Source organism: Devosia sp., assembly GCF_048261455.1.
Taxonomy (GTDB): domain Bacteria; phylum Pseudomonadota; class Alphaproteobacteria; order Rhizobiales; family Devosiaceae; genus Devosia_A.
This window is the reverse complement of the sequence record NZ_JBLXGA010000004.1, coordinates 24,771-49,407: the sequence shown is the minus strand read 5'-3', so window position 1 is coordinate 49,407 and position 24,637 is coordinate 24,771. Positions and strand designations below refer to the sequence as shown.

Genomic DNA, 24,637 nt, shown 5'->3' with positions numbered 1-24,637 from the left:
TCAGCGTCGGCCGAAGGGCAGGGCGTGCATGCGGAAGAAGTCGGGCGGCGGCGGATCGGTGAAGCCATTGTTGCCAAAGCCGAGGCCAAAGTCGCCCGGCGGCGGCTTCTCGGTCAGCGGCGGCTTTTCCGGGACTGGCGGCTTGAAGTAGTCGAGCCTTGGGTCCGTGGTGTCGAGCCTTGGGCTAGTCGTGTCGAAGGGCGGCGGTCTCACTTGGTCGAGGATCGGATTGGTGACGTCATGTGGCGGCAACTTGCCGACGTCCGCGCGCATTTCGACCGGTATGGAAAGGGGCGGCGTCTCGCCCCACTGATGTGGCCAGGTGCCTTCCTCGCCAATTGCGAGGGTCTTGACGTCCTCGCCGACCCACAAGGTCGGGGAACGGACACCGACATCACTCAGTGTGCGGGAGAAGGCGGGATGGTTCTGGAAGTCCGGTGGCGGCACGGTCGGGCGATTGCCGAATGTTGCCTCCTCGATCTGCGCGTCCGGAATGGGCGGCGGGGCCAACAGTTTCGTGACGGTGTTCGTGCGGGAGTGCACGGCGACACCGATGATCTTTTCGACGTCCCTGGTCCAGACCTCGTCGATCATCACAGGGGAAAGGACCTGTATGACGATGCCATCGGGCGGATCGCCCACGATTTCGAAGTCCATGATGCCGTCGGCGGACAGGGTCTTTTCGAGCGGTTCGAGGTGGATGTTCTTCCAGCCAGGCGTCCCGGTGGTGCCCTGCACGCGGATTACCAGGCTGGGTGGATCGGTGCGGTTGACCAAGAGATCGACCGTGGCGAGCGACAGGATGCGTGGCATGGTTTCCTCCCGGTTACAGCCTGCCGAGCAAAACGCCAAAGCGCGGGCGCCGTAAGTCCGGTCGCGCCCCGACGGGAGTTCTGCGGAGCGGGATTTCGGACCGCGCCCGATCACATCCGCACAGCTTTGCGTGTGCGCAGCCACCAGATCGGGCAGGTTGACTTGCCCTTTGGGCAGGGCACCCTATCTAATATGCAGAATCGGGATCGTCGCTCACTCCGAGGGCTACCCCGATTGCCAAAAGGTGCGTTCCGTCTCCTCCCGGCTGGAGCGCATCAGGAAAGGACCAGATATGTCTGACGTTACCCAAGGCGGCTCGGGCTTCGATCGCGATCGGGTTTATCCCGTGCTGCCGCTGCGCGACATCGTCGTGTTCCCCGGCATGATCGTACCGCTGTTCGTCGGCCGCGAGAAATCGGTCAAGGCGCTCGAAGAGGTGATGCGCGACGACAAGCACATTCTCGTCGTCACTCAAAAGAATGCCCAGGACGATGATCCGTCGCCCGAAGAAATCTATTCGACCGGCACCGTGGCCTCTGTGCTGCAGTTGCTGAAGCTGCCCGACGGCACCGTGAAGGTGCTGGTCGAGGGGCTGCATCGCGCAGAGATCGACCAGTACCTGCAGACGGTCGACTATTTCGAGGCCGAAGCGACGACGCTGCCCGAGCCCGAGGAAGACCCGACCGAGCTGGAAGCGCTGTCGCGCTCGGCCCAATCCGAGTTCGAAAACTATGTGAAGCTCAACAAGAAGATCTCTGCCGAGGTCGTGAGCGCGGTCGGCCAGATTTCCGACCATTCCAAGCTCGCCGACACCATCGCCAGCCATCTGGTGATCAAGATCGAGCAGAAGGAAGAGCTGCTGGGCACCATCGCGGTCGCCGACCGGCTGCAGAAGATCCTCGGCCTCATGGAGGGCGAGATCGGTGTGCTGCAGGTCGAAAAGCGCATCCGCAGCCGCGTCAAACGGCAGATGGAGAAGACGCAGCGCGAGTACTATCTCAACGAGCAGATGAAGGCGATCCAGCGTGAGTTGGGCGATGGCGAGGAAGGCTCGAACGAGCTGACCGAGCTCGAAGAGAAAATCAAGAAAACCAAGCTTTCGAAGGAAGCGCGGACCAAGGCCGATGCGGAGCTGAAAAAGCTCAAGACCATGAGCCCGATGTCCGCCGAGGCGACCGTCGTTCGCAACTATCTCGACTGGATGCTGTCGCTGCCGTGGGGCAAGAAGTCCAAGGTGAAGCGCGACCTGCTGTTCGCCGAAAAGGTGCTCGACGACGATCACTATGGCCTCGAAAAGGTCAAGGAACGCATCCTCGAGTATCTCGCCGTGCAGAGCCGGACCGGCAAGCTGCGCGGACCGATCCTGTGCCTCGTCGGCCCCCCGGGCGTCGGCAAGACCTCGCTCGGCAAGTCGATCGCCAAGGCGACCGGCCGCGAGTTCGTGCGCATGGCGCTGGGTGGCGTGCGGGACGAGGCCGAAATCCGCGGCCATCGCCGGACCTATATCGGCTCCATGCCGGGCAAGGTCGTTCAGTCTCTGAAGAAAGCCGGCAAGTCGAACCCGCTGTTCCTGCTCGACGAGATCGATAAGATGGGCCAAGACTTCCGCGGCGATCCGTCCTCGGCGCTGCTCGAAGTGCTCGACCCGGAGCAGAACAGCACGTTTGCCGATCACTATCTCGAGGTCGACTATGACCTGAGCGACGTGATGTTCGTCACCACCTCGAACACGCTCAACATTCCGGGCCCGCTGATGGACCGGATGGAGATCATTCGCCTGTCGGGTTACACCGAAGAGGAGAAGTTCGAGATCGCCCGGCGGCATCTCATCCCCGAGACGCTGAAAGAGAACGGCCTGCAGGAAAAGGAATTCGTGCTCGGCGACGCGCAGCTGATGGCGGTGATCCGCGATTACACGCGGGAAGCCGGCGTGCGTAACCTCAAGCGCGAAATCTCCAAGCTGATGCGCAAGGCGGTTCGCGAACTGATGACTCACAAGCTGGCGAAGGTGGAAATCACCGACGAGAAGCTCGAGGATTATCTGGGTGCAGCCTTCTTCCGCAACGACAAGCTGGATGCGGAGCCGCAGATCGGCGCGGTCACCGGGCTCGCCTGGACTTCGGTCGGCGGCGAAATCCTGACCATCGAAGGCGTGATGACCCACGGCAAGGGCCGCATGACCGTCACTGGTAACCTGAAAGAGGTGATGAAGGAATCGATCACCGCCGCTTCGGGTTACGTGCGGTCGCGTGCCACGGCGCTCGGCATCAAGCCGCCGCTGTTCGACAAGCGCGACATCCATCTGCACGTGCCGGAAGGTGCGACGCCGAAGGATGGGCCGTCGGCCGGCATCGGCATGGCCACGGCCATCGTGTCGCTGATGACCGGAATTCCGGTCAAGAACGACGTCGCGATGACCGGTGAGGTGACGCTGCGCGGCCGGGTGCTGCCGATCGGCGGGCTGAAGGAGAAGCTGCTCGCGGCGCTCCGCTCGGGCATCAAGACGGTGCTGATCCCGGACGAGAACACCCGCGATCTCAAGGAGATCCCGGACAATGTGACCGAAGGAATGACCATCATTCCGGTGGCGCATATGGACGAGGTACTCAAGCACGCACTGGTCAGCCAGCCCGAGGCGATCGAGTGGACCTATGACGAGGACGCGCCGAAAGTGGTGCCGGACCTCGGCGTCGAAGGCGACGATGTCGCTGCCGGTCTGCAGCACTGATCGGTCCATAGGGCTGAAAACAGAACGGCGCCCCTCGGGGCGCCGTTTGCGTTTGTGGATCTCGTGTCGGGTCAGCCCCAGGCAGGAAAGGGGTCGGGTAGGGCCTGCCAGCGTTCCGGCGTGAACTGGCGCGCGGGAACGAGGCACTGGTCGAGCGCGTGGCGCAGCGCGGCCTCGTCCATCGGATCCGTGCCGATGAACACCAGTTCCTGGCGCCGGTCGCTCCAGACGGGGTCGAGATAGGGGGCCATGGCGCTGCGCCAATCCGGATGATCGGGCCAGCGCGACTGCGGCACGGCACCCCACCACAAGCCGCGACGTTCGGTGCGGACGATTGCGCCGGCCTGACTCAATTCGCCCACCTTGTCGGGCCGGGTGGCGAGCCAGAAAAACCCCTTAGCCCGGAGGACGCCGGGCCAGCTCCTGGAAACGAAATCCTGGAACAGCATAGGGTTGAATGGCCGCCGTGCGCGATAGACGAAGGAGCGGATGCCGTATTCGAGCGTTTCGGGCACGTGGTCGGTGAAGCCGTTGAGTTCCTTGAACCACAGCGGGTTCTCTTGTGCGGTCTCGACATCATAAAGACCGCTACCGAGGATCGCTGCGGGCGCGACTTTGCCGAAGTCGGCTTCGATGATGCGCGCATCGGCATTCAGCGCCTTGATGATCTTGATTGCTGCCGCGCGGTCCGCCGGCGCCGCTGTCGATACCTTGTTGAGCACCACCACATTGGCGAACTCGATCTGCTCGACCAGCAGGTCGACGAGCGTGCGGTTATCCTCCGGTCCCAGGGTTTCGCCGCGGTCGGAGAGGAAATCCTGTGAGACGTAGTCGCGCAGCAGGTTGGCGCAGTCCACGACGGTTACCATCGTGTCGAGCTGTGTGATGTCGGCCAGCGAGAAACCGATTTCGTCGCGATAGTCGAAGGTCGTTGCGACCGGAAGCGGCTCAGAGATGCCGGTGCTTTCGATCAGCAGGTAGTCGAAGCGTCCATCGGACGCGAGCCGGGTGACCTCCTTGAGCAGGTCGCCGCGCAGCGTGCAGCAGATGCAGCCATTGCTCATTTCGACAAGCTGTTCGTCGGTGCACGACAGGTTGGCGCCGCCGTCGCGGATTAGCGCGGCGTCGATGTTCACCTCGCTCATATCGTTGACGATCACCGCGACTTTCAGGCCGTCACGATTGGCCAGGACATGATTGAGCAGGGTGGTTTTACCGGCACCCAGAAAGCCGGAGAGAACGGTCACGGGCAGTTTTTTCGTCACATATGCCTCCTTTAGAGCCGTTACGTAATAACATTACATCGCTACTCGGGAAAGACGATTGCGGTTCTGCCCGTGCTGTATTCGGTTTTCCGGAGCACACGGCATCAGTGTCAGTGGCGGGTTTGCCGTGCGGCGCCAGCAGCAGTCGCTAACGTGCGGCCCGCGCCGGCAGCTCGATGGTTCGGCTGATGCCTATGGCCTCGAGAAAGGCCGGGTCGTGGCTGACGACCAGCAGCGCGCCGTCATAGGCCCGCAGGCCGGCTTCCAGCGTTTCGATCGCGTCGACATCGAGATGATTGGTCGGTTCATCGAGAATCAGCAGCTGCGGCGGCTGGTGCCCGAGTACGGCTGCGAGACCGACGCGTAGCAATTGCCCGCCGCTCAGTGTGCCGGCCTGCTGCAGCGCGGCATCGGCGCGGAACATGAAACGGGCGAGGGCGGCACGGCAGGCGGTGCGGTCGGCGCCCTGATTGAGCCGAGAAAAGTTCTGGGCGATGGTCAGCGCCGGATCGAGAAGGCCCATGCGCTGGTCGAGCAGGGTCCAGGAGACGGCAATCTCCGCGGTACCGGAAAGCGGCGTTATCCCGCCGGTCAGTGCCTTGAGCAGGGTGCTCTTGCCACTGCCATTGGGACCGGTCAGCGCAATACGCTCCGGGCCGACGATGTGCAGATCGAGATTTGAAAGGATCGGGGTATCCGCCGTGTAGCCAGCGCTGAGCCGTTCGGCCCGTGCGACAGTCCGGCCCGCCGCCAGTCTGCTGGGCGGAAGTTCGACGGTGAATGGCGTGAGGATTTCGATCTTCTCGCGTGCGGCCGAGAGCTTTTCGCTGGATTCGGCGGTCCGGCGGTCGCCGAGTGTCTTCAGTGTCCCCGCCGTTTCCTGCGCCCGGCGCTTTAGGCCACCGGCCATGATTTTGGGCATGTCACCTTTCGCCGCCTTGCGGTTGCCGGCGCCGATGCGCCGCTCCTGCCGTTCGCGGGCCTGCTGCGCGGCGCGGCGGGAGTCGGCCAGGTCACGTTCGGCACGCGACAGATCCTGTTCGGCCGCAGCGCGTTCCATCGCCTTGCGCTCGCGATAGGCCGTCCAGTTGCCGCCATAGCGGGTGGCGCCGAGGCTGGTGAGCTCGACGATCGCGTCCATCGTATCGAGCAAGTCGCGATCGTGGCTGACCACGATGGCGCCACCGCGCCAGCTCTCCAGCAGCGCGATGACGGATGCGCGGCCGGCGGCATCGAGATTATTGGTCGGCTCGTCGAGCAGCAGCATGTCGGGCGACGAAAAGGTGAGTGCCGCCAGCGCGGCCCGCGTTGTCTGTCCGCCCGAAAGGGTGAGCAGACGCGTGGTGGGCTTTGCCGATGGCAGGCCCATCCGGTCCAGCGCCTCGGCGAATCGGGCTTCAAGGGTCCAGTCGGCCTCGGCGAGTTCGGCGACAGAAGCCGTGCCGGCGACGGCGCGGTCGACAAGCGCCAGTGCTTCGGTGATGCCGAACAGTTCCGCCAGCGTTTCATCCGGATCGGGGCGCGCCAGTTGACGGAGCAGGGCGAGCTTGCCGCTGCGGTCGATCCGCCCTGCGGCGGGCGTCAACTGTCCGGCGATCAGATGCAGCAGCGTCGACTTGCCGACGCCATTGCGGCCGACGAGGCCGGTGCGTTCGGGGCCGAAGCTCAGTGAAAGATTGGAGAGAACCGGTTGGCCGTCAGGCGTCGACCAGCTGATATCGTGCAGGGAAATGGTAACAGGCATGGAAATGTGAGTCCTCGAAAGCGATGCGGAAGCGTGCGTCTTTCGAGGTGATTTCCATCGGGACCGTCCGGTCGGTGTTGCGGTTGAACCATGAGATAAGACCGCCTGGCCGTGGGCGCAAGCCCTGAGGCTTTGCGCGTCCGGCAGGCAGCGTTTCAGCTTTCCCGCCGCGTCGGCATCGACCAGATGCGTTTCGATGGCGTGCTTCAGCGCCGAAGAATTGGTCGTGGTCCGCGCCGCGTGGAGCAGGTGGTTGCGACATTGCCGTCGGTTCGTCCCGCAGCGAACCCAGCACGTAACGGCTGGCGGCTATGCCAATAAAGGTCCGGGTTGGCGATTCGGAGGCGGTATCCCGCCGCATCCCTGGAAAACTGCCGTATCGCCACGGGTTTGCCGCGTGGCGGACAAAGTTGAGCCAGATTTGGCCCTTCATTAACAGGAATGCGGGAGTCGGCGGCCTGAAAGGCCCGGATTTCCTTGCCTTGCGGCAAGAATCGTCAAAAGGATTTCCGCGTTTTGGTTCGCCGGTATGGGCGGGCAACCCACAGTGAGGAAACGCTATGTCTAACAAGAATGATCTCATCGGCGTTGTTGCCGAAAAAGTGGGCCTGACCAAGGCTCAGGCCGGGGACGCCGTGGACGCCGTGTTCGACGCCATCACTGAGTCGCTGAAGAGCGGCGACGAAGTTCGTCTTGTCGGTTTTGGCACGTTTGCGGTTTCGGCTCGCAAAGCCAGCGTCGGCCGCAATCCGGCCACTGGCGCCGAGATCAACATTCCGGCTTCCAATCAGGCCAAGTTCAAGCCCGGCAAGGGTCTGAAAGACGCGATCAACTGATTCAGTTCAGCTGATCTGATCATTGTGGCCCCGCGCGTTCTCGCCGGGGCCATATTTTTGTCTGAAGCCGGGGAAGGGCAGCCGAAAATCTGGTGGGCGGTGACGGGCTCGAACCGCCGACCCTCTCGGTGTAAACGAGATGCTCTACCAACTGAGCTAACCGCCCGCCTGGGACTGCACGAGGCAGCCATTCGGCTGCGCCTACCTAGGGTTTAGACCAAACTCCGTCAAGCGCCTGCGACGCAGCGGGCGCGTTTGCGGTACGCTTTTCAGGCGGCGGTTGGGGAAGATGCAAGTTGGTTTCACAAAGGCGGATTTTGTCGCTTGACTTGCCCGAGGGGGGCCTCTAAACGAACCCCACGTTGCGCGGCGAAGACGCCGCAACAGCGGGTGTAGCTCAGTTGGTTAGAGCGCCGGCCTGTCACGCCGGAGGTCGCGGGTTCGAGTCCCGTCACTCGCGCCACGTGCCCCAACCTCCCAACATAAGTTTCTGGTTTTGATCGCGAATTCGCTTCGAGCGGGTTTGAGTTCGCGCGTCGGAATCCATGACCAGGTGATGCGCCAGCCTCGCGCGGCAGGGCGCGGGCGGCGCGGTTCAGCGTCTCTTGTGGGGCGCCGTTCCAGCGGTCTACTCGGTGCTCGCCCAGTCCTGTCGGTCAGCTCTCAATGAGACATCGGATCTGGAGCCGAAACCATATCTGAACCTATGCCTCGATTGTGGATGGCGCACGCGCAGCTTCCCCAGTTTACGAGGCTGCACTCTCGCCAATTCGCCTCAAAAACGGATCACAATTAATAATAACGGCGAATCACGCGTGGCCTGCGGGCGGGATTGGTGCAATATGCAAGCCATAGCCTTGAATTGGTGCAGGGGGCTGCAACCAAACGGCACGAATGGCGGTTTGCGTCACATGCCGAGGCATGGAGAGCGAAATGCGCGCGTATCCCTTGTTCACAGTCGCTTTGATGGCTGTTCTCTGCCCGGGTGTCGCTCTGGCTGCGGATGCCTATAGCGTGCCGATCAGCACGCAGGGGGCAGGGCTGCCGGTCTATGATGCGCCGAGCGGGTTCGACTGGAACGGCTTTTACGCAGGCGTGTTCGGCAGCGTGCAAGCCAGCCCGGACTACGACACCCAGTTGGGCGTCGGTTTCGATGTCGGTGTGAACGCGCAGTTCGACTTTTTTCTCGTCGGTGGTGAAGTCGCGATCCAGGGGCTGACCGGCGATACGTTCGACACGGCCTATGGTCAGGTGCTCGGTCGGGCCGGTCTGCTGCTCACCGATCAGGTGCTGGTCTATGCCGCAGCCGGTTTCGGTGCCGACCTGTCCGGAACGGGTGAGACAGACGCACTGCTCGGCGGTGGTGTCGAGCTTGCGGTCACGGAAGACCTGACGGTCGGTGCACAGTATCTTCGTGGGTTCGATCTTGAGGGTGGTAACCCGAAGGATCAGGTCACGTTGGGCGCCAAGTTCCACTTCTAAGCAACACTGCGTATTCGCTGCCTTCCGGCACACGTGCGACTCGAATCCCGGCGCGTCTGGAGTTCTCCGGTCGTGGCGAAAGAAAAATCATGATGCCGCCGGAACCAATTCAAACTTAGGCCGTTAGGCGGCCACAATGTTGCCACATCCTGTTGCGGGGCAGCAACATGAACCCGGAAAGGCGGGGCCCCAGGAACGTAGCCACCAATTCGTAACTTGATGCTCGTACCGTGATGCTCATACCTCAATGCGGACCAACTAAAAGGAATCCAACTATGCGTACTCTCAAGCTTGCATTGCTCACCACGGTGGCGTTTGCCGGCGTCGGTTCGGCCGCCTACGCCGCGGACCTGATCATCGACACCCCCGCTCCGGTCATGATGGACTACTCGGCGGGTCACTCCTGGGACGGTCCGTACATCGGCCTGTACTTCTCGGGTCAGACCGACTCGATCTATTCGCTCGGTGCGAACCTCGGCGTGAACGCCATGATCGACGAGAACCTGCTGGTCGGCGTCGAGGGTGACGTTGCTTGGCTGAGCGACGACAGCTGGCAGGGCCAGGTGCACGGCAAGCTTGGCTTCGCTGCTGACTCCATCGCCTTCTACGGCCTGCTCGGTCTCGGCTACAACTCCGACACGGAAGCCTACGCACCGATCGGTGTTGGCGTCGAATTCGCCATGACCGAAGAGCTGTCGCTCAAGGCCGAGTACCAGTACCAGTACGACTTCAGCAGCAGCGCCGACGATGCGCATGTCGCCAAGGTCGGTCTGAACTGGCACTTCTAAGACTCGTCTGAGTCTTGATGCTTTGGGCCCCGCTTCGGCGGGGCCCTTTTTTTGTGTGGTGTTCGGGGGCGGCTCGGATTTCTGCACCGGGCGCCGATTTGGCGCCGCGAATCCCTCCGCCGAACTGACGCGCGCCACCTATACGCATAGTCTGCTACGTCCCTGCGAGTATTGCATGTGCGCGTGGGCGTTCGGCTTAGTCTTGTGTGACACGAATGCACCGCCGGGCAGGATATGGCACTGTGCGATGCAAAGGTGATGCGATCAACTATTGTCAGCGATCCCGACTTGACCCCTCACATAGGTGTGCATGTCAGGAGGCTACATATGAAAACGACTATTTCTGCTCTCGTTGCTTCGGCTGCGGCGCTGGGCATGGTTTCAGCGGTTCAGGCCGCCGATCTCGTCATCTACGACCCGCCGATGATGGAAACCGTCGCCATGGCGACCTCGGGTTGGGATGGCTTCTATCTCGGCGTGCAGGGCGGTGGGCTTTTTGAGTCGGGCGATATCTACGGCACCGTTCAGGGTGTCGTCGGCGCGAACTTCTCCGTTTCGCCCATGTTCCTGCTCGGTGTCGAAGGTGCGGTCGGTCCGTATTTCGGCGACGACAGTGGCTGGAACGGCTATCTCGCCGGTCGCGCCGGCTTCACCGCCGACTCGCTTCTGATCTATGGCATTGGCGGTGCCAGTGTGACGGATGGCGACTGGGGCTATCTCGCCGGTCTCGGTGTTGAGGCCATGATGTCGGATGACATGAGCATCCGAGGTCAGGTGGTCAGCTACAATGGGGAATACTGGTCGGCCACCGTCGGCGCCATGTGGCACTTCTAGCTGTTGGCCGATCTCAGGTCCTGTTCAGGCCCCGCTTCGGCGGGGCCTTTGCACAAGAGAGCGCAGCCAGCCGAGCGCGTGCCCTCTGCTAAGTCATTATATGACCAATGCAGTCAGGTTTTGTTTTCCTTGAAACGCTGGGTGTAATGGAATAGGCCCGGATCAACGCAATCGCGCCGCCAATCTGGCCCATAATTGCCTGATTGGCCGTGCGAACCGGCCCCTCCCGGTCGGTCCGAAAATTAGGCTGCCCTATGACCGAGTTGCTGAGCAACTACCTGCCGATTGTGATCTTCGTCGGCCTCGCCGCGATCATCGCACTGGCCCTGATGATCGCTCCCGCCATCGTTGCCTATCGGAATCCCGATCCCGAGAAGGTGTCGGTGTTCGAAGCTGGTTTCGAGGCGTTCGACGACGCCCGCATGAAGTTCGACGTCCGCTTCTACCTGGTGTCGATTCTGTTCATCATCTTCGATCTCGAAGTGGCGCTGCTGTTTCCGTGGGCGCTGGCGTTCCACGACATCGGCTGGTTCGGGTTCACTTCGGTGATGATCTTCCTCGGCGTCCTGACCGTCGGCTTCATCTACGAGTGGCGCAAAGGGGCACTGGAATGGGATTGAACGAGACGACCATGGTTGCCCAGCAGCCGCGCGGTGTCATCGATCCGCGGACCAACAAGCCCGTGGGCGCCGGCGATCCATTCGTGACCGAGGTCAATGCCGAGCTCGCCGACAAGGGCTTTCTCGCCACCACGGCCTCGCAGCTGATCACCTGGGCCCGCACGGGTTCGCTGATGTGGATGCAGACGGGCCTTGCCTGCTGCGCCGTCGAGATGATTCAGATGTCGATGCCGCGCTATGACATCGAGCGCTTCGGCACGGCGCCGCGCGCCTCGCCGCGCCAGGCGGACGTGCTGATCGTTGCCGGCACGCTGACCAACAAGATGGCCCCGGCGCTGCGCAAGGTCTACGACCAGATGCCCGAGCCGCGCTACGTGATCTCGATGGGCAGCTGCGCCAATGGCGGCGGCTATTATCATTATTCGTATTCCGTGGTGCGTGGCTGCGACCGCGTGATGCCCGTCGACATCTATGTGCCGGGCTGTCCGCCGACAGCCGAGGCGCTGCTTTACGGCATCCTGCTGTTGCAAAAGAAAATTCGCCGTACCGGCACGATCGAACGATAGGACCGGCAATGACCGAGGGTGAAACCCCATCGCCGCTGGCAGCGCTGGCGGAGCGCGCCAAGAACGCACTTGGCGACGCGCTGAACGGCTTCGATCTGAGCTTTGGTGAGCTCACCTTGCTGGCCGAGCGCGAGTCGATCCTGGAGATCGTCACCTTCCTGCATGTGCACGAGGGCTTCATTTCGATCTGCGACGTGTGCGGTGTCGACTATCCGGAGCGCGAGCTGCGTTTCGACGTGGTCTATCACCTGCTCAGCCCGCGGCAGAACATGCGCATCAGAATCAAGGTGATGACCGACGACGCCATGCCGGTGCCGTCGATTACCGGACTGCTGCCGGGCGCCGACTGGTTCGAGCGCGAAACCTACGATCTGTTCGGCATCCTGTTCACCGGGCATCCGGATCTGCGGCGCATCCTCACCGACTACGGTTTTGACGGCTATCCGCTGCGCAAGGATTTCCCGACCACCGGCTATGTCGAGGTGCGTTATGACGAAGAGCGCAAGCGCGTCGTCTACGAGCCGGTGAAGCTGGCGCAGGAATTCCGGCAGTTTGACTATTTGTCGCCCTGGGAAGGCACCGATTACGTGCTGCCCGGCGACGAGAAAGCGAAGACCTGATGTCCGAAGTCGACGTTCGCAATTTCACCATCAACTTCGGGCCGATCCATCCGTCGGCGCACGGTGTGCTGCGGCTCATTCTCGAGCTCGACGGCGAAGTGGTGGAGCGCGTGGATCCGCATATCGGCCTGCTGCATCGCGGCACCGAAAAGCTGATCGAGACCAAGACCTATCTGCAGGCCGTGCCATATTTCGATCGGCTCGACTATGTCGCGCCGATGAATCAGGAACACGCCTTCTGCCTCGCGGTGGAAAAGCTGCTGGGCCTCGAAGTGCCGTTCCGCGGGCAGCTCGTGCGCGTGCTGTTCTGCGAGATCGGCCGGCTGCTGAACCATGTTCTCAACTGCACGACGCAGGCGCTCGACGTTGGCGCGCTGACCCCGCCGCTATGGGGCTTCGACGAGCGCGAAAAGATGATGATCTTTTACGAGCGCGCCTCGGGCAGCCGCATGCATGCGGCCTATTTCCGGCCGGGCGGCGTGCATCAGGACCTGCCGCAGGACCTGATCGACGATATCGAGGCTTTCTGCGATCCGTTCCTCAAGGCGCTCGACGATATCGAGTCGCTGATGACCGGCAACCGCATCTACATGCAGCGCAACGTCGACATCGGCGTGGTGACGAGCGAAGACGCATGGAAATGGGGCTTTTCGGGCGTCATGGTGCGCGGAGCGGGCGATGCGTGGGACCTGCGCAAGGCGCAGCCTTACGAGTGCTACGACCAGCTCGAATTCGACATTCCGGTCGGCAAGAACGGCGACTGCTACGATCGCTACCTGTGCCGCATGGAAGAGATGCGCCAGTCGGTGCGGATCATGCGCCAGGTGATCAAGCTGCTGAACTCCGCTGAAGGGCAGGGGCCCGTGTCGTCGACGGACGGCAAGGTTGTGCCGCCCAAGCGTGGCGAGATGAAGCAGTCGATGGAAGCCCTGATCCATCACTTCAAACTCTATACCGAGGGCTTCAAGGTGCCGTCGGGCGAGGTTTACGCCGCGGTCGAAGCACCCAAGGGCGAGTTCGGCGTCTATCTGGTGTCCGATGGCACCAACAAACCATATCGCTGCAAGATCCGTGCCCCCGGGTTCGCGCATCTGCAAGCCATGGATTTCCTGTGTCGCGGACACATGCTGGCGGACGTTGCCGCCATTCTGGGTTCGCTCGATATCGTGTTCGGTGAGGTCGATCGCTAATGTCTGTCCGTCGCCTCGCAGACCCGTCTGTTCAGCCCGAGAGCTTCACGTTCACGCCTGAAAACCTGGATTGGGCCGAAAAGAAGATCGCCGAGTATCCGGCGGGCCGCCAGCAGTCGGCCGTGATTCCCGTTCTGTGGCGGGCGCAGGAGCAGCAGGGCTGGGTCTCCCGCGCCGCGATCGAGGAAGTCGGCCGGCTGCTCGACATGGCCTATATCCGCGTGCTCGAGATCGCGACCTTCTATACGCAGTTTCAGCTGAAGCCGGTCGGCAGCAATGCGCATATCCAGGTGTGCGGTACGACGCCGTGCATGCTGCGTGGCGCCGAAGACCTGCGCTCGGTGTGCCAGCGCAAGATCAATCACGATCCGTTCGAGACCAATTCCGAAGGCACGATGAGCTGGGAAGAGGTCGAGTGCCTCGGTGCCTGCGTCAACGCACCGATGGTGATGATCGGCAAGGACACCTATGAGGACCTGACGCCGGACAAGCTCGAGGCGATCATCGACAAGTTTGCCGCCGGGCAGGGCGACAGTGTCCAGCCGGGCCCACAGATCGAGCGCAAGTATGGCGCCGCCGAGGGCGGGGCAACAACCTTGCTCGAGACGCCTACGGCCGAGCGGACCTACAAGGCTTTCCCGCCGCCGGAAGACAAGCCGGCCGAAAAACCCGCTGCACCGGCGCCCAAGCCTGCGGCTGAAGAAAAGCCCGCGCCGTCCGGTGATGCCGAGAACGCGCCGACCAAGCCGGGCCGCAAGAATGGCGAGGTGCCCGATGAGGCTGCACCGGCGTTGAAGACGCCAGGTGACGCGCCCAAGGCCAGTTATGCCAAGACCGAGGCCGTGCGGGAAGAAAACCAGGAAGAGGCCGACGCCGATGGCGAGCCGAACGACGCCATGCGCCCCGGCGCGACCGGCGGCGAGTCGGAAGCTGCCAAGATCGATGACGGTGATCGCGACGGCGAAAAGCACGATGCGCCGGGCTCTGACCGTGATGCATCCGCCGAGAGCAAGTCGGGCGCCACAGATGGACCGGCTGCTCAGGGCACTGCGAAGACCGGAGCCAAGGCTGATGCCGACGCGCCGATCTTCACCGCGCCGGCAGGTGACCGCGATGATCTGAAGCTGATTTCGGGCGTCGGTCCGGTGCTGGAGCGCAAGCTCAACGAACTCGGCATCACCACCTGGTCTCAGGTTGCCGCGATGAACGATGCGGATATCGAAAAACTCGAGAGCCGGCTGAATTTCAAGGGTCGCGTGGCACGTGACCGGTGGATTGAGCAGGGCAAGGTACTGGCCAGCGGCGGTGTTGAAGAGTACCGCCGGGTCTTCGGCAAGGGGCCACGCTGATGGTCGATTGCATGGATTGCGTCATGTCGCGCCAGGTTACGGAGTAGGTCGGAATGCTAGAAGATAAAGACCGCATTTTCACCAATCTGTATGGCACCGGCGACTGGGGCCTCGAGGGCGCGCGGAAACGCGGCGCCTGGCAGGACACCCGCACCTTCATCGATCGCGGCCGCGACTGGATCGTCGGCGAGGTCAAGGGTTCGGGCCTGCGTGGCCGCGGCGGCGCCGGTTTCCCGACCGCGCTCAAATGGACGTTCATGCCCAAGGAGGGCGCCGGTGACGGCCGCCCGAGCCAGCTGCTTGTCAATGCTGACGAATCCGAGCCCGGCACCTGCAAGGATCGCGAGATCCTGCGGCATGATCCGCATCATCTGATCGAGGGGTGTCTGCTCGCCGGACGGGCCATGGGCGCGCATATCGCTTATGTCTATATCCGCGGCGAGTTCATCCGCGAGCGCGAGAATTTCCAGACCGCCGTGCAGCAGGCTTATGACGCCAAGCTGATCGGCAAGAACAATGTCAACGGCTGGGACTTCGACATCGTCGTCCATCACGGCGCTGGCGCCTATATCTGCGGCGAAGAAACCGCGCTGATGGAATCGCTCGAGGGCAAGAAGGGCCAGCCGCGGCTGAAGCCGCCGTTCCCGGCGGCCATGGGCGTCTACGGCAACCCGACGACGGTCAACAATGTCGAGTCGATCGCCGTTGTGCCGGAAATCCTGCGCCGTGGCGGTGCCTGGTTCGCCGGCATCGGTCGCCCGAACAACACCGGCACCAAGCTGTTCATGGTCTCGGGCCATGTGAACAAACCGGCGGTGTTCGAGGAAGCCTTGGGCGAGAACTTCAAGGACATCATCGAGAAGCACTGCGGCGGGATCCGCGGCGGCTGGGACAACCTGCTGGGCGTGATCCCCGGCGGTGCATCCTGTCCGGTGGTGCGCGGCGAGGACATGATGGACGCCATCATGGATTTTGACGGGCTGAAGGAAAAGAAGTCGAGCTTCGGTACCGGCGGCATGATCGTCATGGACAAGTCGACGGACATCGTGAAGGCCATCTGGCGCATCGCGGCGTTCTTCAAGCATGAAAGCTGCGGGCAGTGCACGCCGTGCCGCGAAGGCACCGGCTGGATGATGCGCGTGCTCGAGCGCATGGTCGAAGGCCGCGCCCAGAAGCGCGAAATCGACATGCTGTTCGAAGTGACCAAGCAGATCGAGGGGCACACCATCTGCGCCCTGGGCGATGCGGCCGCATGGCCGGTACAGGGGCTGATCCGCAATTTCCGCGACGTCATCGAGGCGCGGATCGATCAGTACACCTATTCGTCCACCTCAGACGGCGCCGTGCCGTCGATCGCGGCGGAGTAAGGCAAATGGCAAATATCAAAGTCGACGGCCAACTCGTCGAGGTCCCCGATTACTACACGCTGATGCAGGCCGCTGAGGCTGCAGGTGCCGAGATTCCGCGCTTTTGCTACCATGAGCGGCTGTCGGTCGCCGGCAATTGCCGCATGTGTCTGGTCGAGGTGAAGGGCGGTCCGCCCAAGCCGACGGCAAGCTGCGCCATGTCGGTGAAGGACCTGCGCCCGGGCCCGAACGGTGAAGCGCCGGAGATGTTCACCAATACGCCGATGGTCAAGAAGGCCCGCGAAGGCGTGATGGAATTCTTGCTGATCAACCATCCGCTCGATTGCCCGATCTGCGATCAGGGCGGCGAGTGTGATCTGCAGGACCAGGCCATGGCGTATGGCGTGGACAAGAACCGCTTTCACGAGAACAAGCGCGCCGTCGAGGACAAGTATCTCGGGCCGCTGGTGAAAACCGAGATGACCCGCTGCATTCACTGCACGCGCTGCGTCCGTTTCACCACCGAGGTTGCCGGCATCACCGAGATGGGCCTGATCGGCCGCGGTGAGGACGCCGAGATCACCTCCTATCTGGAAAAGGCGCTGACCAGCGAGTTGCAGGGCAATGTCATCGACCTCTGCCCGGTGGGCGCGCTGACCTCCAAGCCCTATGCGTTCCACGCACGGCCGTGGGAGCTGACCAAGACCGAGTCCATCGACGTAATGGATGCCGTGGGCTCCAACATCCGCGTCGATGCGCGTGGCCGCGAAGTGATGCGCATCCTGCCGCGCGTCAATGACGCGATCAACGAAGAGTGGATTTCGGACAAGACCCGCTTCATCTGGGACGGACTTAAGAGCCAGCGGCTCGACCGCCCCTATGTGCGGGTCAACGGCAAGCTGCGGCCCGCCAGCTGGAACGAGGCCTTCGCCGCGGTCGCGGGCGCCATTAAGGCCTCCGGGGGCGGCAACAAGGTCGGCGCGATTGCCGGCGACCTGGCCTCGGTCGAGGACATGTATGCGCTCAAGGCGCTGATGACGTCGCTCGGCTCGGGGATGACCGACTGCCGTCCGGCAATGTCGGGGATCGATCCGTCGATGCCGCGTTCGGCCTACCTGTTCAACCCGACGATTGCCGGGATCGAAGAGGCCGATGCCATCCTGATCATCGGCTCGAACCCGCGCAAGGAAGCCTCGGTGCTGAATGCGCGGATCCGCAAGGCCTGGCGCGCCAATTCGACGCCGATCGGGGTCATCGGCGACAATGCCGACCTGACCTATGACTACGAATATCTGGGCAACAACCTGTCGGCGATCAGCGATCTGGTGGCGCGCAAGGGCAGTTTTGGCGAGATCCTCGCCAAGGCCAAGCGCCCGTTGATCATTGTCGGCGAGGGTGCGGTGTCGCATGCCAGCCTCGGCAAGCAGGTCGGCCGCGACGTCATTGCCATGGCCGCCAAGCTGGCGACCGGTTCGGGCGCCTCGGAAGACTGGAACGGCTTCGCGCTGCTGCACAATGCGGCGGGTCGCGTCGGCGGTCTCGATATCGGCTTCGTGCCGCATGACGGCGGCGTGTGTTCGGCCGATCAGATCGGTCTTGCCGGCAAGGGCGAACTCGACGTGCTCTTCCTGCTGGGTGCCGACGAATATGATACCGCCGCCATGGGCGACGCGTTCGTGGTTTATGTCGGCACGCATGGCGATGCCGGTGCGCACCGCGCCGACGTCATCCTGCCGGCGGCAACCTACACCGAAAAGTCGGGCACCTATGTCAACACCGAGGGCAGGGTGCAGATGGCCGAGCGGGCCGTGTTCCCGCCGGGCGACGCCAAGGAAGACTGGGCGATCTTCCGCGCCCTGAGCGCCGTGCTGGGTTCGGCTTTGCCGTTCAACTCGCTGGCGCAGCTCAGGGCCGCAATTTATGCGGAATACCCGCATCTGGCCCAGATCGACCGGATCAAGCCCGGTAGCGTCGAGGACGTCCGCCGGCTGGCAGGCGCCACGACCAAGAGCAGCTCGGCGCCGCTCACCTCGCCGATCGACGACTTTTATTTCACCAACCCCATCGCCCGGGCTTCGGCCACGATGGGGGAGTGCGCCGCCCTGGCGGCGGGCCTGAAGCAGGCAGCGGAGTAAGGACCCGGTATGGATTTCGTGGTTTCAGCGCTGGACTACCTGTTCGGTATCCCCATCCTCGGGTGGGGCGAGCATGTCGGGTTTGTCTACCTCGGACTGTTGTTCCTGGTGTCGCTGCTGATCTTCACCGCCTTCATTCTGCTGGCCGATCGCAAGATCTGGGCGGCGGTGCAGGCGCGTCGCGGCCCCAATGTCGTCGGTGCCTTCGGGCTGCTGCAGTCCTTCGCGGATCTGCTGAAGTTCGTCTTTAAGGAAACGGTGATCCCGGCGAGTTCCGACAAGGTGGTGTTCCTTCTGGCGCCGCTCGTCACCTCAATCCTGGCGCTCAGCGCCTGGGTGGTGATCCCGGTCGATTTCGGCTGGGCGCTGGCCGATATCAACGTGGGCATCCTCTATATTTTCGCGATCTCCTCGCTCGGCGTCTACGGCGTTATCATGGGCGGCTGGTCGTCGAACTCGAAATACGCCTTCCTGGGCGCGCTGCGCTCTGCGGCGCAGATGGTGAGCTACGAGGTCTCTATCGGCCTCGTGATCATCACCGTGCTGCTGTGTGCCGGAACGCTGAACCTCACCGGCATCGTCATCGCGCAGAATTCGATGGGCCTTGGTTATTTGCTGGGCGTGCCGTGGCTGAGCTTTCTCAACTGGTTCTGGCTGCCGCTGTTCCCGATGTTCGTGGTGTTTTACATCTCGGCGCTGGCGGAAACCAACCGGCCGCCATTCGATCTGCCGGAAGGTGAATCCGAGCTCGTCGCCGGCTATATGGTCGAATATTCCTCGACGCCTTACCTGCTGTTCATGCTGGGCGAGTACATCTCGATCCTGCTGATGTGCGCCATGATGACGATCCTGTTCTTGGGTGGCTGGGCCTCGCCGATCGACCTGCCGCCGTTCAACTGGATCCCGGGCGTCGTGTGGTTCACGCTCAAGGTCTGCCTGGCGTTCTTCATGTTCGCCATGGCCAAGGCCATGGTGCCCCGTTATCGCTACGACCAGCTGATGCGGATCGGCTGGAAAGTGTTCCTGCCCATTTCGCTCGTGATGGTCGTGATTGTCGCCTTTGTCCTGATGCTCACGGGCTGGGGCTGGCAGGGAGGTATGGCCTGATGGACCCGATTGTTCGCGCACTGATTGGCGCCGGAGTGGGTGCTCTTAGCGCCATTTTCGCAAACTTCGTTGTTTTTCCCTACGTTCTTCGGCAGCGCAACGCACTTTACGGGGCGAATGGGCAGGTCGATCCGCTGCAAAAGTTGCTCAAGTTCGTCTATCGGGTTCAGATTCCCATCATGTTCATCGGCATTTTCGCATTCGCTGCGTTCAAGATGGGGGAGACAGCATGAGGTTCTTCCAGTTCCTGAACGGTCTGCTTCTGCGCGAGTTCGTTGCCGCCTTCTTTGTGGCGATGCGCTATTTCTTCGCGCCGAAAAAGACCATCAACTACCCGTTCGAAAAGTTGCCCTATTCGCCGCGGTTCCGGGGCGAGCATGCGCTGCGCCGTTACCCCAATGGTGAAGAGCGCTGCATTGCGTGCAAGCTGTGCGAGGCGATCTGCCCGGCGCAGGCCATCACTATCGAGGCCGGCCCGCGCCAGAACGACGGCACCCGCCGCACGGTGCGCTACGACATCGACATGGTGAAGTGCATCTATTGCGGCTTTTGCCAGGAGGCCTGCCCGGTGGATGCCATCGTCGAGGGGCCGAACTTCGAATTCGCCACCGAAACGCGTGAGGAGCTCTACTTCTCCAAGGAGAGGCTGCTTGCCAATGGCGACCGCTGGGAACGCGAAATCGCGGCGAACCTCGCTGCCGATGCACCGTATCGCTAAGGGATTGAGATGACGCTGCCGCTGTTCTTTTTCTACGTCTTCTCGATCATCGCCGTCGCTTCGGCGCTGATGGTCATCGCCGCGCGCAATCCCGTGCACTCGGTGCTGTTCCTGATCCTGACCTTCGTCAATGGCGCAGGCCTGTTCATGCTGGCCGGGGCGGAGTTCCTGGCGCTGATCCTGATCGTCGTCTATGTCGGCGCGGTCGCGGTGCTCTTCCTGTTCGTCACCATGATGCTGGATGTGGACTTCGCGACGCTACGTGCGGGCATGCTGCAATATGCGCCCATCGGCATCGTCGTCGGGGTGATCCTGCTGCTCGAACTGCTGCTGGTCGCCGGCAGCTATGTGCTGGCGCCCGAGGCGGCGGGAACGGCCATGGTGCCGATGGTCGCCGGTGTGGACAACACCCGCGCGCTCGGCGAGCTGCTTTACACGCGCTATGTGTTCGTGTTCGAGACGGCGGGCGCCGTGCTGCTGGTCGCGATGATCGGCGCCATCGTGCTGACCCTGCGCCACAAGAGCGGGGCCAAGCGTCAGGACGTGTTCCGCCAGACCGGGCGCAAGCGCTCGGAAGCGGTGGAAGTGGTCAAAGTGAAATCGGGGCAGGGGCTGTAAATGCTGGCAGAAACCGGAATCGGGCTGGGCCATTTCCTGGCCGTCGCCGCCATCCTGTTCACGCTGGGCGTGTTCGGCATCTTCCTCAACCGCAAGAACGTCATCGTCATCCTGATGTCGATCGAGCTGATCCTGCTGGCGGTCAATATCAACTTCGTGGCCTTCTCCGCCGAACTGGGCGATCTGGCCGGGCATGTGTTCGCCCTGTTGATCCTGACTGTCGCGGCGGCCGAGGCGGCCATCGGGCTCGCCATTCTCGTCATCTACTATCGTAACCGCGGCTCCATCGCCGTCGAAGACGTCAACTCGTTGAAGGGCTGACCCGTGATCCAGGCCATTGTCTTTTTCCCCCTGGTCGGGGCGCTGATCGCAGGGTTGCTCGGTCGCATCATCGGCCATCGCACCAGCGAATTCATCACCACCGGGCTGCTGATCGTCGCCGCGGTCCTGAGCTGGGTCGTGTTTGCCGGCTTCTGGTTTGCGCCTGAGGCGGCCGAGGGCGCGCATGGCGCTGCCGGGCATGCCGAGGCGATGAAGGTGACGGTGCTGAGCTGGATTCATTCGGGCGGTCTGTCGCTCGACTGGGTGCTGCGGGTCGACACGCTGACTGCAGTCATGCTGGTCGTTGTGACGACCGTTTCGAGTGTCGTGCATGTCTACTCGATCGGCTACATGGCCGACGATCCGCACCGCTCGCGCTTTTTTGCCTACCTGTCCCTATTCACCTTCGCCATGCTGATGCTGGTGACCGCCGACAACTTCCTGCAGATGTTCTTCGGCTGGGAAGGCGTGGGCCTCGCGTCCTACCTGCTGATCGGCTTCTGGTACACGCGGCCGGCCGCCAATGCCGCCGCGATGAAGGCGTTTGTGGTCAACCGCGTCGGTGACTTCGGCTTCGCGCTCGGCATCTTCGGTTCGTTCGTGGTGCTTGGACACCTCGATTTCGACGGCGCCTTCCACGCCGTTGCCGAGCATGCGGACGACACCATGCGCTTCCTCAGCTGGGATCTGCATGCGATGACCGTCGTGTGTCTGCTGTTGTTCATGGGCGCCATGGGCAAGTCGGCGCAGTTCCTGTTGCACACCTGGCTGCCGGACGCGATGGAAGGCCCGACGCCCGTGTCGGCGCTGATCCACGCCGCGACCATGGTGACCGCGGGCGTCTTCATGGTGGCGCGGCTGTCGCCGATGTTCGAGGCCTCCGAGGCCGCCATGATGACGGTCATGATGATCGGGGCGATCACCGCGTTCTTTGCTGCGACGATCGGTCTGGTGCAGAACGACATCAAGCGCGTCATCGCCTATTCGACCTGTTCGCAGCTCGGCTACATGTTCGTGGCGCTGGGGGCGGGCATCTATTCGTCGGGCATTTTCCACCTGTTCACGCATGCCTTCTTCAAGGCACTGCTGTTCCTGGGCGCCGGCGCGGTGATCCACTCGATGCATCACGAGCAGGACATGCGGAAAATGGGCGGATTGCGCACCAAGATTCCGCTGACCTACTGGGCGATGATGATCGGTACGCTGGCGCTCACCGGCGTCGGTATTCCGGGTACGCCGCTCGGCTTTGCCGGGTTCTTCTCCAAGGACAGCATCATCGAGGTCTCGTATGCGGCCGGTGCGTCGACGGGCTATATCGCCTTCTGGTCGCTGGTCATCGCAGCAGCCTTCACGAGCTTTTACTCCTGGCGGCTGATGTTCATGACCTTCCACGGCGAACCGCGGTGGGGTGCGGGCCACGCGCATGCAGCACATGACGACCATGCGCATGACGATCACGGTTCGCATGAGCCGCATGAAAGCCCGATGGTCATGCTGATCCCGCTCGGCGTGCTGTCGATCGGTGCGGTGTTCGCCGGTGTGGTGTTCTACGATCTGTTCTTCGGCCATGCCGAGCACATCGAGCACTTCTTCCAGGGATCGCTCGTGGTCAACGAAGCTCTGCTCGACGAGGCGCATCACGTGCCGCTGTGGGTCAAGTGGTCGGCGACGATCGCCATGATCCTCGGCTTTGTCGCAGCCTGGCAGATGTATATTCGCGATCCGGCCATGCCGGGCCGCCTGGCAAAGGCCAATTCGGGCCTCTACCAGTTCCTGCTCAACAAGTGGTATTTCGACGAATTGTACGACCGTATCTTCGTGCGTCCCACGCTCTATGTCGGACGGGCGTTGTGGACCGGGTTTGACGACTGGCTGGTGGATCGCACCATCACCGAAGGCATTGGCGCGCGGGTGCGTGACGTGACCAGCCGGGTCGTGCGGCTGCAGTCGGGCTACCTCTACCACTATGCCTTCGCCATGCTGATCGGGATTGCGGCGCTGCTCACCTGGGCCATCGCCGCCGGGGGACTGCTCTGATGATCTTCAGCGACCACCTTCTGACGGTCATTACCTTCCTGCCGATGCTGGGCGCCCTGGTGCTGCTCTTCGTCAGCAAGGACGAGGCAGCGGCCAATCTGGCGCGCAATATCGCGCTCGCCTTCACTGTCGCGACTGCGGCGCTGAGCCTGTACCTCTGGTACTTGTTCGACCCGAATTCGACGGCCTTCCAGTTCGTCGAGAACTACGACTGGATTGGCGAGTCGATCGGCTACCGCATGGGCGTCGACGGCATTTCGGTGCTCTTCATTCCGCTCACCGCAGTGCTGATGCCGGCGGTCGTGCTGACCAGCTTCGGCTCGGTCACCAAGCGGGTGCGCGAGTACCTGATCGTTTTCCTCGTGCTCGAGAGCTTCATGATCGGCGCCTTCGCGACGCTCGATCTGGCGATCTTCTATGTCTTCTTCGAAGGCACGCTGATCCCGATGTTCCTGATCATCGGCATCTGGGGTGGGGCGCGGCGCATCCAGGCGACGTACAAGTTCTTCTTTTACAGCTTCACCGGCACCGTGCTGATGCTGCTGGCGATCATGTACATGTTCTGGCAGGCGGGCACGCTCGATATTCAGCGGCTGCTCGAGTTCAGCTTCACACCGGAAGCCCAGACCTGGCTGTGGCTCGGGTTCTTCGCCTCGTTCGCGGTGAAAATGCCGATGTGGCCCTTCCATCGCTGGCTGCCTGAAGCGCACGTCGAGGCGCCGACGGGCGGCTCGGTGATCCTGGCCGCGATCCTGCTCAAGCTCGGCGGTTACGGTTTCATCCGCTTTTCGCTGTCGATGTTCCCCGATGCCTCGCACCAGTTCGCGGATTTCGTCTTCGTGCTGTCGATCGCGGCGATCATCTTCACCTCGCTCGTGGCGCTCGTGCAGACGGACATGAAGAAGCTGATCGCCTATTCGTCGGTCGCCCACATGGGCTTCGTGACGATGGGTATCTTCACCGGCACCGTCTATGGCGTGCATGGCGCGCTGTTCCAGATGATCTCGCACGGCTTCGTTTCTGCCGCGCTTTTCCTCTGCGTCGGCGTCGTCTACGACCGCATGCACACCCGTGAGATCGCGGCCTATGGCGGTCTGGTGTCGCGCATGCCGATGTTTGCCGTGGCCTTCATGGTGTTCACCATGGCCAATGTCGGCCTGCCGGGCACCTCGGGCTTCATCGGCGAGTTCCTCACTATGTTCGCCGCCTTCCAGGTGAACACCTGGGTGGCCTTCTTTGCCGCATTCGGCGTGATTTTCTCGGCAGCCTATGCCCTGTGGCTCTATCGCCGCGTGGTCTTTGGGGCGCTGACCAAGGACAATCTGAAGGATATCCTCGATCTCAACGCACGCGAGATCATCGTTCTGGTGCCGCTGATCATCATCACGATTCTCTTCGGCTTCTATCCGGCGCCAATTCTCGATGCGACTGCCGCATCGGTGAACCTGGTCGCTGAAAACTTCGCCAACGCCATCGGCGCCGCGCCGGCCGCCGTCGCGGCGGCTCACTAGGAGACGGGC

Annotated in this window: 22 protein-coding genes and 2 tRNA genes; 20 read left to right on the top strand and 4 right to left on the bottom strand. The window is 62.5% G+C overall.

Annotated elements, in window-relative coordinates; all coding sequences use genetic code 11:
• On the bottom strand, nt 1–813 hold the full coding sequence (locus tag ACN0TK_RS05680; protein WP_417308493.1) for a hypothetical protein: 813 nt from the start codon (nt 811–813) through the stop codon (nt 1–3).
• A 292-nt stretch (nt 814–1,105) separates the two neighbouring features.
• On the opposite strand from ACN0TK_RS05680, the gene lon reads away from it, so the two are divergent.
• Entirely contained in the window at nt 1,106–3,541 is a 2,436-nt protein-coding gene (lon, locus tag ACN0TK_RS05675) for an endopeptidase La (protein WP_417308492.1), read from the top strand.
• A 71-nt stretch (nt 3,542–3,612) separates the two neighbouring features.
• Here lon and ACN0TK_RS05670 read toward each other — a convergent pair whose 3' ends face one another.
• Entirely contained in the window at nt 3,613–4,806 is a 1,194-nt protein-coding gene (locus ACN0TK_RS05670) for a GTP-binding protein (protein WP_417308491.1), read from the bottom strand.
• A 148-nt stretch (nt 4,807–4,954) separates the two neighbouring features.
• A complete protein-coding gene (locus ACN0TK_RS05665; RefSeq protein ID WP_417308490.1) occupies nt 4,955–6,550 on the bottom strand; it encodes an ABC-F family ATP-binding cassette domain-containing protein in 1,596 nt (531 codons plus the stop codon).
• 560 nt (nt 6,551–7,110) lie between these two features.
• Between ACN0TK_RS05665 and ACN0TK_RS05660 the strand changes: the two genes are divergently transcribed.
• Nucleotides 7,111–7,386, top strand: a complete 276-nt coding sequence (locus tag ACN0TK_RS05660) for an HU family DNA-binding protein (RefSeq protein ID WP_417308489.1) — start codon at nt 7,111–7,113, stop codon at nt 7,384–7,386.
• Between the two features lie 90 nt (nt 7,387–7,476).
• Here ACN0TK_RS05660 and ACN0TK_RS05655 read toward each other — a convergent pair.
• A tRNA-Val gene (locus tag ACN0TK_RS05655) sits at nt 7,477–7,552 on the bottom strand.
• 220 nt (nt 7,553–7,772) lie between these two features.
• On the opposite strand from ACN0TK_RS05655, the gene ACN0TK_RS05650 reads away from it, so the two are divergent.
• The 18 genes from ACN0TK_RS05650 to ACN0TK_RS05565 all read left to right on the top strand — a co-directional run bounded on the left by ACN0TK_RS05650 (nt 7,773) and on the right by ACN0TK_RS05565 (nt 24,628).
• A tRNA-Asp gene (locus ACN0TK_RS05650) sits at nt 7,773–7,849 on the top strand.
• A gap of 503 nt (nt 7,850–8,352) precedes the next feature.
• Nucleotides 8,353–8,868, top strand: a complete 516-nt coding sequence (locus ACN0TK_RS05645; RefSeq protein ID WP_417308488.1) for an outer membrane protein — start codon at nt 8,353–8,355, stop codon at nt 8,866–8,868.
• A gap of 275 nt (nt 8,869–9,143) precedes the next feature.
• Complete coding sequence (locus ACN0TK_RS05640; RefSeq protein WP_417308487.1) at nt 9,144–9,656, top strand: outer membrane protein; 513 nt, start codon at nt 9,144–9,146, stop codon at nt 9,654–9,656.
• A gap of 327 nt (nt 9,657–9,983) precedes the next feature.
• The gene (locus tag ACN0TK_RS05635; RefSeq protein ID WP_417308486.1) at nt 9,984–10,490 is read left to right on the top strand and encodes a hypothetical protein; all 507 of its coding nucleotides are present in this window, start codon (nt 9,984–9,986) and stop codon (nt 10,488–10,490) included.
• Between the two features lie 254 nt (nt 10,491–10,744).
• Nucleotides 10,745–11,110: an NADH-quinone oxidoreductase subunit A gene (locus ACN0TK_RS05630; RefSeq protein WP_417308485.1), complete on the top strand. Its 366-nt coding sequence runs from the start codon at nt 10,745–10,747 to the stop codon at nt 11,108–11,110.
• Nucleotides 11,101–11,676 (top strand): NuoB/complex I 20 kDa subunit family protein, encoded by a 576-nt coding sequence (locus ACN0TK_RS05625; RefSeq protein ID WP_417308484.1) that lies wholly within the window; start codon nt 11,101–11,103, stop codon nt 11,674–11,676. Before ACN0TK_RS05630 ends, ACN0TK_RS05625 begins: the two co-directional genes overlap by 10 nt.
• A gap of 8 nt (nt 11,677–11,684) precedes the next feature.
• Nucleotides 11,685–12,296 carry an NADH-quinone oxidoreductase subunit C gene (locus tag ACN0TK_RS05620; protein ID WP_417308483.1) on the top strand — a complete coding sequence of 204 codons (612 nt, stop codon included), beginning with the start codon at nt 11,685–11,687 and terminating at the stop codon, nt 12,294–12,296.
• Nucleotides 12,296–13,486: an NADH-quinone oxidoreductase subunit D gene (locus tag ACN0TK_RS05615; protein WP_417308482.1), complete on the top strand. Its 1,191-nt coding sequence runs from the start codon at nt 12,296–12,298 to the stop codon at nt 13,484–13,486. The genes ACN0TK_RS05620 and ACN0TK_RS05615 overlap by 1 nt, the downstream gene beginning before the upstream one ends.
• The gene (nuoE, locus tag ACN0TK_RS05610; protein WP_417308481.1) at nt 13,486–14,835 is read left to right on the top strand and encodes an NADH-quinone oxidoreductase subunit NuoE; all 1,350 of its coding nucleotides are present in this window, start codon (nt 13,486–13,488) and stop codon (nt 14,833–14,835) included. Before ACN0TK_RS05615 ends, nuoE begins: the two co-directional genes overlap by 1 nt.
• A gap of 53 nt (nt 14,836–14,888) precedes the next feature.
• A complete protein-coding gene (gene nuoF / locus ACN0TK_RS05605; RefSeq protein WP_417308480.1) occupies nt 14,889–16,202 on the top strand; it encodes an NADH-quinone oxidoreductase subunit NuoF in 1,314 nt (437 codons plus the stop codon).
• A 5-nt stretch (nt 16,203–16,207) separates the two neighbouring features.
• Complete coding sequence (gene nuoG, locus ACN0TK_RS05600) at nt 16,208–18,316, top strand: NADH-quinone oxidoreductase subunit NuoG (RefSeq protein WP_417308479.1); 2,109 nt, start codon at nt 16,208–16,210, stop codon at nt 18,314–18,316.
• 9 nt (nt 18,317–18,325) lie between these two features.
• A complete protein-coding gene (gene nuoH / locus ACN0TK_RS05595; protein WP_417308478.1) occupies nt 18,326–19,423 on the top strand; it encodes an NADH-quinone oxidoreductase subunit NuoH in 1,098 nt (365 codons plus the stop codon).
• Nucleotides 19,423–19,656 (top strand): hypothetical protein, encoded by a 234-nt coding sequence (locus ACN0TK_RS05590; protein WP_417308477.1) that lies wholly within the window; start codon nt 19,423–19,425, stop codon nt 19,654–19,656. Before nuoH ends, ACN0TK_RS05590 begins: the two co-directional genes overlap by 1 nt.
• Nucleotides 19,653–20,141 carry an NADH-quinone oxidoreductase subunit NuoI gene (nuoI, locus tag ACN0TK_RS05585; RefSeq protein WP_417308476.1) on the top strand — a complete coding sequence of 163 codons (489 nt, stop codon included), beginning with the start codon at nt 19,653–19,655 and terminating at the stop codon, nt 20,139–20,141. Before ACN0TK_RS05590 ends, nuoI begins: the two co-directional genes overlap by 4 nt.
• 9 nt (nt 20,142–20,150) lie before the next feature.
• The gene (locus ACN0TK_RS05580; protein WP_417308475.1) at nt 20,151–20,759 is read left to right on the top strand and encodes an NADH-quinone oxidoreductase subunit J; all 609 of its coding nucleotides are present in this window, start codon (nt 20,151–20,153) and stop codon (nt 20,757–20,759) included.
• Complete coding sequence (gene nuoK, locus ACN0TK_RS05575; protein WP_417308474.1) at nt 20,760–21,080, top strand: NADH-quinone oxidoreductase subunit NuoK; 321 nt, start codon at nt 20,760–20,762, stop codon at nt 21,078–21,080. It begins immediately after the preceding gene.
• A 3-nt stretch (nt 21,081–21,083) separates the two neighbouring features.
• Nucleotides 21,084–23,117 (top strand): NADH-quinone oxidoreductase subunit L, encoded by a 2,034-nt coding sequence (gene nuoL / locus ACN0TK_RS05570; protein ID WP_417308473.1) that lies wholly within the window; start codon nt 21,084–21,086, stop codon nt 23,115–23,117.
• Nucleotides 23,117–24,628, top strand: coding sequence for an NADH-quinone oxidoreductase subunit M (locus ACN0TK_RS05565; RefSeq protein WP_417308472.1), 1,512 nt, complete (start codon nt 23,117–23,119; stop codon nt 24,626–24,628). Before nuoL ends, ACN0TK_RS05565 begins: the two co-directional genes overlap by 1 nt.
• Nucleotides 24,629–24,637: the final 9 nt, after the last annotated feature.

What these genes read in the sequence shown, in the direction of transcription:
- ACN0TK_RS05680 (WP_417308493.1), bottom strand. Translation starts at nt 813, where the DNA reads ATGCCACGCATCCTGTCGCTCGCCACGGTCGATCTCTTGGTCAACCGC.
- lon (WP_417308492.1), top strand. Translation starts at nt 1,106, where the DNA reads ATGTCTGACGTTACCCAAGGCGGCTCGGGCTTCGATCGCGATCGGGTT.
- ACN0TK_RS05665 (WP_417308490.1), bottom strand. Translation starts at nt 6,550, where the DNA reads ATGCCTGTTACCATTTCCCTGCACGATATCAGCTGGTCGACGCCTGAC.
- ACN0TK_RS05660 (WP_417308489.1), top strand. Translation starts at nt 7,111, where the DNA reads ATGTCTAACAAGAATGATCTCATCGGCGTTGTTGCCGAAAAAGTGGGC.
- ACN0TK_RS05645 (WP_417308488.1), top strand. Translation starts at nt 8,353, where the DNA reads ATGGCTGTTCTCTGCCCGGGTGTCGCTCTGGCTGCGGATGCCTATAGC.
- ACN0TK_RS05640 (WP_417308487.1), top strand. Translation starts at nt 9,144, where the DNA reads ATGCGTACTCTCAAGCTTGCATTGCTCACCACGGTGGCGTTTGCCGGC.
- ACN0TK_RS05635 (WP_417308486.1), top strand. Translation starts at nt 9,984, where the DNA reads ATGAAAACGACTATTTCTGCTCTCGTTGCTTCGGCTGCGGCGCTGGGC.
- ACN0TK_RS05630 (WP_417308485.1), top strand. Translation starts at nt 10,745, where the DNA reads ATGACCGAGTTGCTGAGCAACTACCTGCCGATTGTGATCTTCGTCGGC.
- ACN0TK_RS05625 (WP_417308484.1), top strand. Translation starts at nt 11,101, where the DNA reads ATGGGATTGAACGAGACGACCATGGTTGCCCAGCAGCCGCGCGGTGTC.
- ACN0TK_RS05620 (WP_417308483.1), top strand. Translation starts at nt 11,685, where the DNA reads ATGACCGAGGGTGAAACCCCATCGCCGCTGGCAGCGCTGGCGGAGCGC.
- ACN0TK_RS05615 (WP_417308482.1), top strand. Translation starts at nt 12,296, where the DNA reads ATGTCCGAAGTCGACGTTCGCAATTTCACCATCAACTTCGGGCCGATC.
- nuoE (WP_417308481.1), top strand. Translation starts at nt 13,486, where the DNA reads ATGTCTGTCCGTCGCCTCGCAGACCCGTCTGTTCAGCCCGAGAGCTTC.
- nuoF (WP_417308480.1), top strand. Translation starts at nt 14,889, where the DNA reads ATGCTAGAAGATAAAGACCGCATTTTCACCAATCTGTATGGCACCGGC.
- nuoG (WP_417308479.1), top strand. Translation starts at nt 16,208, where the DNA reads ATGGCAAATATCAAAGTCGACGGCCAACTCGTCGAGGTCCCCGATTAC.
- nuoH (WP_417308478.1), top strand. Translation starts at nt 18,326, where the DNA reads ATGGATTTCGTGGTTTCAGCGCTGGACTACCTGTTCGGTATCCCCATC.
- ACN0TK_RS05590 (WP_417308477.1), top strand. Translation starts at nt 19,423, where the DNA reads ATGGACCCGATTGTTCGCGCACTGATTGGCGCCGGAGTGGGTGCTCTT.
- nuoI (WP_417308476.1), top strand. Translation starts at nt 19,653, where the DNA reads ATGAGGTTCTTCCAGTTCCTGAACGGTCTGCTTCTGCGCGAGTTCGTT.
- ACN0TK_RS05580 (WP_417308475.1), top strand. Translation starts at nt 20,151, where the DNA reads ATGACGCTGCCGCTGTTCTTTTTCTACGTCTTCTCGATCATCGCCGTC.
- nuoK (WP_417308474.1), top strand. Translation starts at nt 20,760, where the DNA reads ATGCTGGCAGAAACCGGAATCGGGCTGGGCCATTTCCTGGCCGTCGCC.
- ACN0TK_RS05565 (WP_417308472.1), top strand. Translation starts at nt 23,117, where the DNA reads ATGATCTTCAGCGACCACCTTCTGACGGTCATTACCTTCCTGCCGATG.